We start from the raw sequence: 13,244 nt of genomic DNA on the forward strand, positions 1-13,244 counted from the left end.
TAAATTCCCCAAAACCCTAGTAAAATCAACGTTTGTAAGCGCTTAATATTTAATTACCAAAAAATTAGTTTTGACAATTCAAAACCCCAATAAGTATTATAAAATAATAAGAGGAGGTTGGATTATGTCAAATTTAAATAGGCAGAAAATTGTGGATAGTGTTCCGCAAACAGGATTTTTTGGACATCCTAAAGGATTATTCACACTTTTCTTTACGGAGTTCTGGGAGCGTTTTTCCTATTATGGAATGCGGGCCATTCTTGTATTCTATATGTACTACGAAGTCTCCAAAGGTGGATTAGGGATTGACGAAACCCTTGCACTTTCTATCATGTCCATTTATGGATCACTTGTTTATATGTCCGGAATTATTGGCGGCTGGTTAGCTGACCGAGTTTTCGGTACATCGAGGGCAGTGTTTTACGGCGGAGTATTGATTATGTTTGGACACATTGTCCTCGCCATTCCTGGAAGTGTCAGCATGTTCTTCGTATCCATGGTATTGATTGTCCTTGGTACAGGATTGCTTAAGCCAAACGTTTCTAGCGTTGTCGGTGAACTTTACAGTGAACAAGATAATCGTCGTGATGCAGGTTTTACCATTTTCGTTATGGGGATTAACATGGGGGCATTTATCTCTCCACTAATTGTTGGAGCAGTAATGGACTATAGCTTCCACATTGGTTTCGGTATTGCCGCAGTTGGTATGTTTTTGGGACTAGTCATTTTTATTCTAACAAAGAAGAAAAACCTTGGACTTGCTGGTACAATCATTGCAAATCCAATGTCACCAGCTGAAAAGAAAAAAACCTTTACTATTTTTGGCATTTGTGTCGTAATTCTTGCGATTGTTTGTGCTATTTTAATCCCTAACGGACTACTGACATTTAAGGGATTTGTCAATTTAGTTACCATTCTTGGTTTCTTGATTCCAATTATATATTTTGTTGTCATGTACAAAAGCTCGAAAACAACTGCTGTCGAACGTTCGCGTATTCTTGCTTATATACCATTATTTATTGCATCGGTTATGTTTTGGTCGATTCAAGAGCAAGGCTCCACTATTCTTGCCAATTATGCAGATAAACGTACGCAATTAGACTTTGCAGGAATCCATATTTCTCCTGCCTGGTTTCAATCATTAAACCCATTATTTATCATTATTTTTGCACCTATATTTGCCTGGTTATGGGTAAAGTTGGGGAAACGCCAGCCAACGATTCCACAAAAGTTTTCGTACGCACTGCTTTTCTCAGGGGTGTCATTCTTAGTGATTTTACTGCCAGCTTATTTTGGCGGTTCAAATTCTTTAGTAAATCCTTTGTGGCTTGTTCTTAGTTATTTAGTTTGTGTTTTCGGGGAATTATTATTATCACCTGTAGGTTTGTCAGCAACTACAAAATTAGCACCTGCTGCCTTCTCAGCACAAACGATGAGCTTATGGTTCTTATCAAATGCTGCTGCACAAGGGCTCAATGCACAACTCGTTAGATTTTATAAACCCGAAACTGAAATGACTTATTTTGGTGTTATCGGCGGAGCCTCCATCGCGCTTGGAATTTTGTTATTTATGCTATCACCAAAGATTCAAACCTTCATGAAGGGTGTTCGGTAAGAAAAGAAAAAAGGTGCCTGCCTCCGTCGAAAGGATGGAGACTGGCACCTTTTTAATTGGCATTATACAGTCCGTCCGCAATCCACTCCTTACTTTTACTTATTCAACTAAGACAAAATTAGTTATTCTCAGTCAATTTTGCTATGATTTTTTCGCAGATTTCATGGGTCTTTAATGCGTCCGCAGCTGTGATCATCGGCAAGCTATTTGTTTGAACAGCTTGAATGAAATTCGCAACCATTTGCTCAAAGCCACGTTTCCTTAAGGTTGATTCCCAGTCACTGCCCCGGACCTGGATATTTTCCATGTCTTTTGAAATCATCAGCTGGGAGACATTAGAAACGGTTCTTTTCTCCATTGGACCCATGACCTGGGCAATTTCTTCGTTCGTCCCATTATCACGATTCATAATCCCGACTGCTGTTGCCCCTTTAGAGATAAACTGGATGACCACATGATAAAGTGTGTCGCCTTCCATACGGCCATTCACGAGAAGCTCCTCAATTGGATGTGGAAATAAATATCTTAGCGTATCTACGACATGAATGAAATCATCAAAAATAAAGGTCCTTGGCTCACCCGGAAGACCTTTGCGGTTTTTCTGGACAAGCACCATATTTGGATTGGCAACTTCCTTCAATTTCCCGTAGGAAGGTGCATATCGACGATTAAATCCAGTCATCAGAATAAGACCTTTCTCTTCTGCTAGTTCGACAAGTCTTTTCGCGCCCTCAAAATGGTCAGTAATCGGTTTATCGACAAAAACATGAATACCACGGTTAAGGAGCCGTTGAGCAATATCTTCATGGGAAGATGTCGCCGAATGGACGAAAGCACCAACAATGCCGCTTTCGACTAATGACTCAAAATCAGAATGAAGATGATCAAAACGGTATTGCCCGCCAATACACCTTAGCTTCTCTTGATTTCTTGTATAAAAATGAAATTCAACATCCTTCATACTGCCGTAGACAGGCAGATAGGCCTTTTGCGCAATATCCCCAAGTCCGATAACCCCAAATTTAATCATTGAAAAACCCCATTTCTTTTCGCAATTACTCCATCTTTACCATACACCTTTGGAACTTGAACTACCAATAATAAAAGCTGTGGGATCACCTGCATCCACACAGCTTTCATTTATTGCGCTTTGCTTGCATTTTGCTCATCTAATACTGGGCAAATTCATTCAATTTAAAATTTTTATATTGCCGATAATTGGCAGCGGTTTTTGTTCGCCTTTATAGGCATTTACCATTCCAATAATCATCAAAGCGAATAATGCCAGACCCCATAAAGAAGAAACTAAAGACATAATGATCCATAATTGCCACAGCATAGCTGAGATAATCGAGAAAACAATCTGTCCGCCAACTGCAGTAATTAACAGGACTAGACTTTGATTCGCATGAAAACGTCCCACCTTAGAATTAGGGCAAGCAACAAGCGGCAAGAAAAATAAGATCCCTAGATACGAGAGCACGAAAATCACCTTATTATCCTGATCCTCTTTTTTCGCAGCCGCAGCTTGCTGCTCCGTCTGCGGATCGTTGTTTAATGCTGCACCACATCCGTCGCAGAACTTTGCATTCTCCGCAAGCTGCTTACCACATTTGTTACAAACCATAAAAAACACCTCCAGTTATTTTAATAGTCCACTCTAGTTTATTAATATTTATGTATCTTTGTGCCAAGTTTTTCCTTGTCCCATTGATAAAAAAAACAGGCACCTATTAGGCGCCTTAATTTAAACTACATCTATGTGTCTCTTCCTTAGATATACTCAGAACCTGTATTAAAGTTCTGAGGTTAAATTCTTTCTAAACTTGCCGACAAGTGTATAGAAGACCGGGACAAAGATAAGGGTTAGCAATGTTGATGTTGTTAAACCTCCGATTACCGTAACGGCTAGCCCCTTTGAAATTAACCCTGATGATTCTGATGTTGACATTGCCAGCGGGACAAGAGCAAAAATGGTCGCGAATGCCGTCATTAGAATCGGCCGTAGACGCGTCTTCGCTGCCTCCACGACTGCCTCTTGAAGTTCAATTCCATTTTTTCGATTTGCTTCCACTCGGTCGAGGAGCACAACGGCATTTGTAACCACTACACCTATAAGCATCAGCATTCCAATTAACGCACTCATTGAAAGCGGCTGTCCGCTGATTAATAACCCGCCGAGAGCCCCAATTGGCACGAAAATCAACGAGGATAGGATGACAATCGGTGTCAATATGCCGCCAAATGTCACACTCAGGACTAAGAACACAAGGCCGATGGCTGCTCCCATGGCAATTCCCATATTAGAAAAACCATCCTGGATCATTTTTAACCCGCCGCCATATTGAATATCGACTCCACTCGGTAATGACAAGGCATTGACATCTTTTTTAACTTCCTTTGTTACACTAGCAGTGTCGTTTCCATTAATCACGGCAGACACTTTGACAAGTGGTTTACCATCATCATGATACAAAGTAGTTGGAACCTTCATTTCTTTGATTAAAGCTACATCACTTACTTTTTTCAAACCTGCCGGCGTTTTAATTTCAATCGCTTCAATATCCTCTTTAGAAGTCATTTTTTTATCATAGCTTAAAGTGACTTCCTCCGTATTTCCGTTTAATTCGTATTCACCAACCGTGACGGGCGACAAATACTCGCGAATGGCTTGCATAAGCTGAAGATACTGAACACCGGCTTTTTCTCCATTATCACTTATCACAAGCTGCCATTTCGTTTGATCATCACCGAGGTTACTAGTAATATTTTTCAACTGATTGTTTTTCGCTAATAATAACGTCACTTTATCTGACGCATCCGTTAGCTTCGCTAAATCTGAACTATATAGTTGAATATCAATCGTATTTCCTGACGGCGGTCCGCCTTTTTGCGTTTCGCTCACTGTCACAGTAGAATCTTGATATTCCTTCTGCACGATTTCTTCAATATTTTTTTGATACGTAGTTAAGAAATCATTTACTTTTTCGCCTTTTTTCAATTGAATGAACAGTTTAATTTTATTATTGCTGCCACCCATTAGCATGGCACGCCCATTTGACATACCAATTGATACTTGACTGTAATCAATCGCTTGTTGTTTATTCAAAAAAGACTCCACATTCTTTGCTACAGTATCCATTTGTTCAAGACTCAGTGTACTTGGAACTGTGACATCTGCTTGCATAGCATTTGATTCGCTTGCAGGCAGGAAGGAAATCCCTAGTTTAGGAATTAGCGCGAATGAACCGATTAACAGAAGAATCGATAAAGCAATGACAATTCCTTTTTTTCGAAATGCTGCTCTTAACAGCTTCTCGTAAAGCTCCGCTAACCAGCTTTTCTTCTCGACATGTTTCACTTTCTTAAAGAACATGCTTCCTAAGACCGGAATTAAGATGATGGCAACAATTAAGGAAACAGAGATTGAAAACACCACCGCGAGTGCGAATGGCCGAAACATCTCTCCAATAATCCCGCCAACAAAAGAAATTGGCAAAAAGACGACAAGTGTTGCAAGAGTTGATGATGTAACCGCTCCAAACACTTCTTTCGTCGCATGTAGTGCTACTTGCTTCATGCTTAGTCTATCTCCCTGTTCTTGACGCCAGCGGAAAATATTTTCAATGACGACAATACTGTCATCAATTATTCGGCCGACGGCAACCGCCATTCCTCCTAGGGTCATAATATTTAAGGTGTAGTCAAATTGATGCAAAAGTGAAATCGTAGTCAAAATCGATAACGGTAACGAAACGACCGCAATTAAGGTTGCACGGATATTACGTAAGAACAGCAGAATAATCAACACAGCAAACAGTACACCGTAACCACCTTCCTTAACAAGTGAAGAAATCGATGATTCCACTTCTTTTCCTTGATCCTGCACGGTATATAGCGTTAAATGGTTATCCTTTTTAAAAGTATTGATTTTATCTTTTACATTCTGGACGACTTCCGCTGTATTGGCATCCTGTGTCTTTGTCACAGAGATTAGATAGCTATCCTTTCCATTGAAGCGAGAAATTTCTTCCTGATTCGCTGTTATTTTAACTTCAGCGATATCTGAAAGCTTTACTTTCGTTTGCTGCGGAACGACTTGCTGCGACGGATTTAAGCCGCTTTGCTGTTGTAAGGAACCTCCATTTTTCATCTCATTTTGTGAAAGGTTAGCTTGTCCAACTGTGATTTCAATGCCTTTTATCTCATCAAGGGTTTTAATTTCCCCTACCATCTCTAGCGGGATATTTATTCCACTGTTTTTTACTTGGCCAAGGGAAACTTTATAATTTTTCAATTGAATGGCGTCTTTCACATTTTGTAAGGTAATGCCATATTCTTTAGCTTGCTCTTTATTAAGCTCGATGGAAACCTTCTGCTGTTTCGCCCCTTGAAGCGTTACAGTTCCGACTCCGTGTACTTTTTCAAGTGTTGGAACAAGGTCACTTTCTATTAATGATTGGATATTCTGTGTTGTTTTATCAGCCGTAATCGCAGCCTGATAGACGGCTTGACCGCCGATATCAATTTGTTTAACCTCAACCTTTGACCCTTCCGGCACCTTTAGCTTACTTATGACTTCTTCAAGCTTTGTCTTTTGTTTATCAATATCTGTTCCGTAAGGATAGTTAACGGTTACTGTCGCCGCATTGTTTCTGGAAGTACTGGTTAACGTGTCATATCCTTTTTGCTGCTTTATACTGTCTTCAATTGGATTTGTCAGCAGCTCTTCCAGTTCTTGCGTTGAATGGCCCATATAAGATGCCTGAACAAATAGGGCTGGAAATGTAACATTCGGAAACGTTTCTACTTTTATTTTATTAGTAGAATAGACGCCGCTGGCAATCACGAGAATCACAAGCAAGAGGATCGCCACTGAATTTTTCAAGCTTAACTTAATTAAGTTGCTCAAAACAAACACTCCTTCTTCGATGATAATAATCAAAGAATATACTAGTTTTGTGTCCTGAATGTGGCCTAATCAAGAAAAGCGTAAGCGCCCTGTTCAGCGGCGTATGGCCTGGAGCGCTCCAACTGAGATAAAGGAAACACGAAGAGCGTAGCGATTCGATGTTGACTTATCGTAGGGCGGAGCGCGAAGGACACTAGCCGCTAGGGCGCTGAAGCTAGACAATTCTCAAAGTCAAAAGCTTATACTTTCTTATTTTTCAAAAAAAATAACAGACCGAATTCGGCCTGCTCTTATTATCATCTATCATAAATTTCCCTGTTTTGCTAACCGAACCATGAAAACTGTTTCCTGTCTCTCAACACTAGTTACCGAGATTCCACCGTTATGAAGCTCAATAATCCGTTTCACCACGGCCAAGCCCAGTCCATAGCTCTCTGTTGTTCTCGTACGTGCCTTCTCGACGCGATAAAACCGCTCAAAAATATGCGGTAAATCATTTTGAGGAATCCCGGCTCCGGAATTACTTATCACGATCTCGACATCGTCATCAACCTCAAATCCCCTTACTGTAATCGTTCCATTCATCCGATTATACTTGATAGCATTTGCGAATAAATTACTCCACACCTGACTCATTAAACTTTCATCGGCAAAAACCTTAAGCTCGGGGATGTCGAAATCAACTTCAAGCTTTTTTTCGATCCATAATGATTGCATCGCCACAATCTGATTCCGCAGCTGTCGATCCAAACGATATTGTTTCGGGTGAAACGGTGATTGGTTTGCTTCAAGCGAGGATAAGTTCAACAGTTGTTTCGTTAAACTTGATAGTCGTTCACTTTCTTGTTCAATCAAAGCAAAATAATGCTTTTCTTCCTCACGCTCGACCGCACCATCTTTTAAAGCAATGGCCATCCCCCTAATTGCTGTAAGCGGAGACTGCAGTTCATGTGACACATTCGCAACAAAATCCTTACGCATTTGTTCCGTTTTATCAAGTTCCTCAACCATGAAATTAAAGCTTTTCGAAAGTTCACCAATTTCATCTTTACTTTTTATCGGTAAACGGATTTGAAAATTTCCTTTTGCTAATTCCTTTGTCGCATTGGTCACACGAACGATCGGTTTTACCAAAAAGCGCGTCGTAACCAAAATAAGCGAAATACCCAAGAAGAGGACGAGTAATAGCGCCGTATATAATATTTTCCGAATCTGACTAAATTGTTCCTTCAGACTAGGCTTTATGAACAAGGCCAACCGTTCATTCTTATCATCAAACGGCAGTCCAATCAATTTATGATGTGAACCAGAATCTGATAGATTCCGATACACACCGCCATCAAGGACATAATCAATGTTTTTTTGATCAAATCCACTTGTTTGGGAAGCTTGTGGTGATTTGGTTACTAATCCATTCAGATTATAAACATATATTTCATAAGGTATGGTAGTGAGGCTCCCCACATATTCGTTAAACCCCGCTTCACCCAATCGTTGATATAAAGTAATAATTCCCTTCCCCTGCTGGATTGTTTCGGCTTCGCGCATTTGAATGACTTGCTTTTGATAAATGAAAAATGTGATTACGAATGAAAGAATTAATGAGACGATAATCACAAAAAAATAGTTCAGTATATTTTTTAGATAAATAGACCTGATCATGATAGGATCTCTACTTTATATCCAAGTCCCCTGACCGTTACAATTTGGAGCTGGTCTTCATATTCCTTGAATTGCCTGCGCAGCTTTTTAATATGGGAGTCAACCGTTCTTTCATCACCTTCATATTCGAGTCCCCAAATTCTTTCAATCAACTGATCCCTAGTAAAAATTTTTCCTGGATAGCTTGCTAACAAATACAATAATTCAAATTGTTTAGCTGGCAGCGGTACCACTTCATCCATAATTTTCACTTTATAACTGCTGCCGTCAATGGAGATGTTAGTAAATTGTAAGTTTCCCGCGCCTATCACACGATACCTTTTTAAAAGCGACTTTACCCGCATAACTAGCTCAACGGGATGAAATGGCTTTGTAAGATAATCATCGGTACCAAGCTGAAATCCTTTGATGATATCTTCCGTTTCTGCTCTTGCAGTCAACATCAAAACAGGAATCTCAAAATACGTTTTTATTTTTTCACACAGCTGCCAGCCATCTATATTGGGCATCATTAGGTCAATAACGGCACAATCAATCTTCTCTGTTTCTAACATGTTGATAGCTTCCGCACCGTCACAAGCGATAGCGGTATGAAACCCTTCTTTCTCCAAATAAAGCTGCGTCACCATGCGAATATTCGAATCATCATCGGCAATTAAAATCGTCGGCTTCATTATCCAGATGCTCCCCTCAAATAAATCATATATCCATCTTTCAATATTCTGTAGCTTTCTCGAGAAAATATCAATACTACGCGCATGAAGGGAAAACATTATCCGTGTATTTTAGTAATTGATTGTTTTTTTCCTTAGCTGAATGTGTTCTCTGCCCTATTCAATAATGAGCACACTTGAACAAAGACATAGATGAGAGCAGCCATCACCGCGATAATCAATAAAAGTGCACTAAGACCTTCAATAGAAATAGTAGGAGATGAATGCTTAAAGAAAATAATCGATGTTAAGTTGACAGCTGCAATACTCAATGAATAAATAAATACCAGTCTAAAAACTCTTCTTGCTTTTTCAGCTAGCGACTTATTATCTAGTCCTTCCGCCGCCAGTTCAATTCCCTTCGCGAGATAGAAAAACATATAAACCATTATAGAAAGATAAGTAATTGTAAAAAGAACTAAAAACACCCTGCCCTGGAGCTCAACTGGATTATTGATCACTCCATTTAATACAGATGAATGTTTGATAACCATATCCAATGCGTTCAGGTAGATTAATAGAAGGCTAGTTTTCTTGAAAATAGCAAAGTATTTATTTCCCATTTTGCTGATTACCTTTACAGCTGCAAAATATATAAAAATGTAGCCAATTAAATCAGGAAGAATATTTATATTACCAAAGTTAAAATCAAAAAAAATAAAGAAAAAGCCGACTATCATCGTGCTAAAGCCCATACCATTGCCCCCTAGAATTGTCTCGAATTTTCTCACTATTACTGGTATTATTATACTATCAAATTATGGAAAGCAGGGGGGAATTTGGAGACCAAAGAAAATTTTCTTCAGGTGGCGACAGTACTAACGGTGTTACTTTTTCTATATACGGCTTTAATTTATTTTGACCAGACATTTCAAGGATTAGTTATTACCAATCCTGAGAAGCTCGAATCAAGCCACTCAAACCTTTCTGAAAAAAATAAAGAAGAGGTTCAGCATTTAAAGCAGCTGGGTTTTTCCGACATTGATATTTCCCATATGACTCGAGCGGAAATTGACCACTATCAAAGCATTAACGGGAATGTTGTCGATGAGCAAACCATATATAGAAAAGTAACAGGGGAAAATGAGAACCGCTTGTCAAAGAAAGAATACAATTAATTATTACAAAGCTATTCAGAATCGAAATGGGCGCAAACAGCAAGCCTTGAAAGAGTTCAACTTAAGCTTGTCAATGAAGGGAATCGTAAATTTCTAATCATCTCGGAACACCATTATGATTATAGCCCACATAGATTAAAACCTTTAGGGACTGAGGTTCAGTTAAGGTCGGAATATACTTTACTGAATCAAACAGCCAAACAAATTTGGTGGAAAACCTCAAGCTTTAAACCTGAAAAAATAAAATCCGGTGTAGAATATATCAATCCCTCCAACCAGATCCAGGAAAACAAGGAGTTAGGTTTAATAGATATAGTATCCGGTGACTCATTACTTTATTCTGTTCCCTGGAAGAAGCCTGGCTTGTTTGAGGATGTAGTGGGCTTACACTTTTATACCGCTACTGAATTTGAGGTTCCAAAGGAATATACAATTATTGACGCCTTTATTCAGGGGCAAAATCCTTATCTTTCGGCGCATCTTCAGTATCGAATGTACTAGTAAAATTGATATTTTCATTAAAAAGAAGAGCTGTTAAATAAAACAGCTCTTCTTTATTGTTAATCGTTATTTACTTCAAATATCTCTATTATTATGGCAATACTCTAGCAGCACTAGTAAATTTAGCCGGATTATAAGGAGCAATTTTCACTACATCACCCGTTTGTGGGGCATGGATATATTGACCGTTACCAATATAAATACCGACATGATAGGCAGGGGAACCCCTGAATACTAAATCTCCTGGCTGTACTTGACTCGGGGAAATTCTAGTTCCAACATTTTGCTGATCACGTGACACTCTCGGAAGATTAATGCCAACTGAACGGTATACATACGATGTGAATCCCGAACAATCAAATCCGCTTGGCGTTGTCCCGCCCCAAACATAAGGAACTCCCAAATATTTTTTAGCTTCCGCAATGACCGCACTAGCAGTAGCATTAGAGTTAGTTGGAATTGCTATTCCAGCCGATGGTGTAGAATTTGAAGCTTTGTTAACCTTAGATTCCGGCTTGGACTGTTGTTGGGTTGATTGAGCTAATCGGGCTTGCTGCTCGGCAAGCTGTCGAGCCTTTTGCTCCGCAAGCTGCCTGGCGATTTCAGCCTGTCGGGCGATTTCAGCCTGCCGCTCTTCCTCCTGTTGTTGCGCTAGTTGATCCTGTTGGTTTTGTAAGATGTTTTTTGTATCTGCTAATTCTTTTGCAATTTCATTTTTGTCTGCTTCGATCTGTTTTTGTTCAACCGCTAATTCATCTTTGCTCTTTTTTAATTTGTCGACTTCATTTTGTAATTTTTCCTCTGCAGCCTTTAACACTTGTTCCTTTTCATTTAAACCATTTAGTAAGTCTGTGTCACTTTCCATGATTTGAGAAATCGCAGTGAAACGAGTTAAAAACTCAGAAATATTCTTAGAAGAAAGCAAAAGTTCAGCGTATGTAGCGATTGACTGTTTTCCCTCTAACTGAATACTTTTTAATCGTTCAGAATAAACCTTTTTGTGAGTGTCTAATGACTTTTTAGCTGTTTCAATTTCAGCCTCTGTTTCTTCAATTTTCTCTTGTTGCGTTTTAATTTGATTATTCAGTTTTTCACTTTTCTCCATTGATATAGAGATTCGGTCATCTAATTGTTGAATCTTTGTTTCAAAGTTATTGATTTTTCCTTGTGTCTCATCAATTTGTCCTTGTGTTACTGGTGAATCTACTGGACTTGCAAAAGTAGGTGTTGAATGAACCATAGTGGCAAGAACGGCAGCAGATACCGTAAATTTAATTAGTTTTTTTATCATAACAAAATCTCCTCTTATTCCCTATCATTAATTCAGCATTCTAAGATATTACTAGTTTATAGTCTAAATTGACTAAAAACAATGAATCTGTCAGTAATGTAATATAAATGTAATTTTATGTAGAAATATCTGACAAATAATCGACACTTTTATGAAATTATTGGAGAAGGAGAGAAAATTCCAATTAACACAAAATTACATAAACGATTTGTCCTAGATTAATTGAATACATATCATTGTTGTTTTTGTTGGAGCAAAAATAAAAAAAGCCATCTTTTTTTTAGATGACTTTGAATCTTGGTACTAACGGGCTACTAAACTATCATTTTCCAGTTTGATAACGCCAGCCAGTTTTCCTTATCCTTATAATCAGGCATTATTTTTCCAACAAGGCGCCAGAATGAACGGTCGTGATTTAGATGGACCATATGGCACATTTCATGGACAACTACATAATCAATTACCTCCTGTGGTGCCATGGCCAACCTCCAATTAAATGTTAACTGTAGTTTAGAATCACAGGTTCCCCAAGTAGTTTTACTATCCGAGATATGAATAGAACGTGGTTTAGTTTTAAAATTGCTTTGATAGAATGAGATACTCTTTTCCACAAATGCTTTACATTGCTGGTAATAAAATCGTTTTAAAGCTTGTTTTATTTTTTCATCATCGAGCTGCTTCACGAATATATGCAGCTGTTCCCCCTCAAACACTACATAGTCCTTCGTAATCTTTATGTCTTGGGAGATCTTTATAGGATAGCTGATTCCTAAATAAAGGAAGCTTTCACCATGCTCATAGACCTTTTCCTGTGATCCTTGCAGCCTATCCTTCATTTCATTTACTTTTTGCCGAATAAGATCCCATTTTCTCTCTAATAGCTGAAGCACTTTTTCATCAGGTGTCCCTTTCGGAGCCTGGACTTCGATAATTCCATAGCTATCTATCGAAATTCCTATGGTGGTTCGGTTCTTGTATTTTATCTCAAAACGTATTGTCGTACCTGAGTAGGTATGTATCATGTCATCACCTGTACTATCCTTTTTTTGCCGTTTTCCCCTGGATTTGTTTACACTCATTGAAAGGAGATTATTAACGTTTGCGTTTTTCTAAAACATGGCTCTAGCATAATAGGCTGTCCGAAAAAATTGTAACACAATGACAGCTTAATTGAGAAACCACGAAGTGAAAGAAAATTTTTTATTTTTCATAAAGGTGATTGAATATTTTTGTTGAAATCCATATGGTAAAACAAAAGCATTAAGAAAGAGGAGCATCTAAATATGAACGATTTCCATTGCTGTGCGACATGCAGGCATATTAAAGTAGAGAAAAAATCAGAAAGAATAAAATACTATTGCAGCCGGTTAGGTTATGAAACAAAAACAACCTATAAATTTAATTGCTGGAGTCCCAAAGATCATGTAATTAG

The 13,244-nt window shown here is 38.6% G+C and carries 10 protein-coding genes; 2 read left to right on the forward strand and 8 right to left on the reverse strand.

The annotated features are described in order from the left end of the window. The first annotated feature begins 124 nt into the window (after positions 1–124). Entirely contained in the window at positions 125–1,615 is a 1,491-nt protein-coding gene (locus tag AA980_RS24010; RefSeq protein ID WP_024029142.1) for a peptide MFS transporter, read from the forward strand. A 118-nt stretch (positions 1,616–1,733) separates the two neighbouring features. Here AA980_RS24010 and AA980_RS24015 read toward each other — a convergent pair whose 3' ends face one another. The 6 genes from AA980_RS24015 to AA980_RS24040 form a co-directional block, all read right to left on the reverse strand. Further along, positions 1,734–2,645: a Gfo/Idh/MocA family protein gene (locus tag AA980_RS24015; RefSeq protein ID WP_024029143.1), complete on the reverse strand. Its 912-nt coding sequence runs from the start codon at positions 2,643–2,645 to the stop codon at positions 1,734–1,736. A gap of 159 nt (positions 2,646–2,804) precedes the next feature. Next, positions 2,805–3,242, reverse strand: a complete 438-nt coding sequence (locus AA980_RS24020; protein WP_024029144.1) for a DUF4870 domain-containing protein — start codon at positions 3,240–3,242, stop codon at positions 2,805–2,807. Between the two features lie 168 nt (positions 3,243–3,410). Beyond that, positions 3,411–6,527, reverse strand: coding sequence for an efflux RND transporter permease subunit (locus AA980_RS24025; RefSeq protein WP_024029145.1), 3,117 nt, complete (start codon positions 6,525–6,527; stop codon positions 3,411–3,413). A 303-nt stretch (positions 6,528–6,830) separates the two neighbouring features. Further along, complete coding sequence (locus AA980_RS24030; protein ID WP_024030575.1) at positions 6,831–8,189, reverse strand: sensor histidine kinase; 1,359 nt, start codon at positions 8,187–8,189, stop codon at positions 6,831–6,833. Continuing rightward, positions 8,186–8,863 (reverse strand): response regulator transcription factor, encoded by a 678-nt coding sequence (locus AA980_RS24035; protein ID WP_024030574.1) that lies wholly within the window; start codon positions 8,861–8,863, stop codon positions 8,186–8,188. Before AA980_RS24035 ends, AA980_RS24030 begins: the two co-directional genes overlap by 4 nt. Before the next feature lie 134 nt (positions 8,864–8,997). After that, positions 8,998–9,597: a hypothetical protein gene (locus tag AA980_RS24040; protein WP_024030573.1), complete on the reverse strand. Its 600-nt coding sequence runs from the start codon at positions 9,595–9,597 to the stop codon at positions 8,998–9,000. 84 nt (positions 9,598–9,681) lie between these two features. On the opposite strand from AA980_RS24040, the gene AA980_RS24045 reads away from it, so the two are divergent. After that, the gene (locus tag AA980_RS24045; protein ID WP_024030572.1) at positions 9,682–10,020 is read left to right on the forward strand and encodes a hypothetical protein; all 339 of its coding nucleotides are present in this window, start codon (positions 9,682–9,684) and stop codon (positions 10,018–10,020) included. Positions 10,021–10,612: 592 nt separating this feature from the next. On the opposite strand, the gene AA980_RS25980 is transcribed toward AA980_RS24045, so the two are convergent. Next, positions 10,613–11,812: a C40 family peptidase gene (locus AA980_RS25980; protein ID WP_024030571.1), complete on the reverse strand. Its 1,200-nt coding sequence runs from the start codon at positions 11,810–11,812 to the stop codon at positions 10,613–10,615. Positions 11,813–12,126: 314 nt separating this feature from the next. Further along, the gene (locus tag AA980_RS24055) at positions 12,127–12,834 is read right to left on the reverse strand and encodes a M48 family metallopeptidase (RefSeq protein WP_024030570.1); all 708 of its coding nucleotides are present in this window, start codon (positions 12,832–12,834) and stop codon (positions 12,127–12,129) included. Between the last annotated feature and the right edge of the window lie 410 nt (positions 12,835–13,244).

The sequence above is a fragment of the Neobacillus vireti genome (assembly GCF_001026695.1).
Lineage (GTDB): Bacteria > Bacillota > Bacilli > Bacillales > Cytobacillaceae > Neobacillus > Neobacillus vireti.

Excerpts from the sequence above, each read along its gene's own strand:
- AA980_RS25980 (WP_024030571.1), bottom strand. The coding sequence starts at position 11,812 with ATGATAAAAAAACTAATTAAATTTACGGTATCTGCTGCCGTTCTTGCC.
- AA980_RS24040 (WP_024030573.1), bottom strand. The coding sequence starts at position 9,597 with ATGGGCTTTAGCACGATGATAGTCGGCTTTTTCTTTATTTTTTTTGAT.
- AA980_RS24055 (WP_024030570.1), bottom strand. The coding sequence starts at position 12,834 with ATGATACATACCTACTCAGGTACGACAATACGTTTTGAGATAAAATAC.
- AA980_RS24020 (WP_024029144.1), bottom strand. The coding sequence starts at position 3,242 with ATGGTTTGTAACAAATGTGGTAAGCAGCTTGCGGAGAATGCAAAGTTC.
- AA980_RS24015 (WP_024029143.1), bottom strand. The coding sequence starts at position 2,645 with ATGATTAAATTTGGGGTTATCGGACTTGGGGATATTGCGCAAAAGGCC.
- AA980_RS24010 (WP_024029142.1), top strand. The coding sequence starts at position 125 with ATGTCAAATTTAAATAGGCAGAAAATTGTGGATAGTGTTCCGCAAACA.
- AA980_RS24035 (WP_024030574.1), bottom strand. The coding sequence starts at position 8,863 with ATGAAGCCGACGATTTTAATTGCCGATGATGATTCGAATATTCGCATG.
- AA980_RS24030 (WP_024030575.1), bottom strand. The coding sequence starts at position 8,189 with ATGATCAGGTCTATTTATCTAAAAAATATACTGAACTATTTTTTTGTG.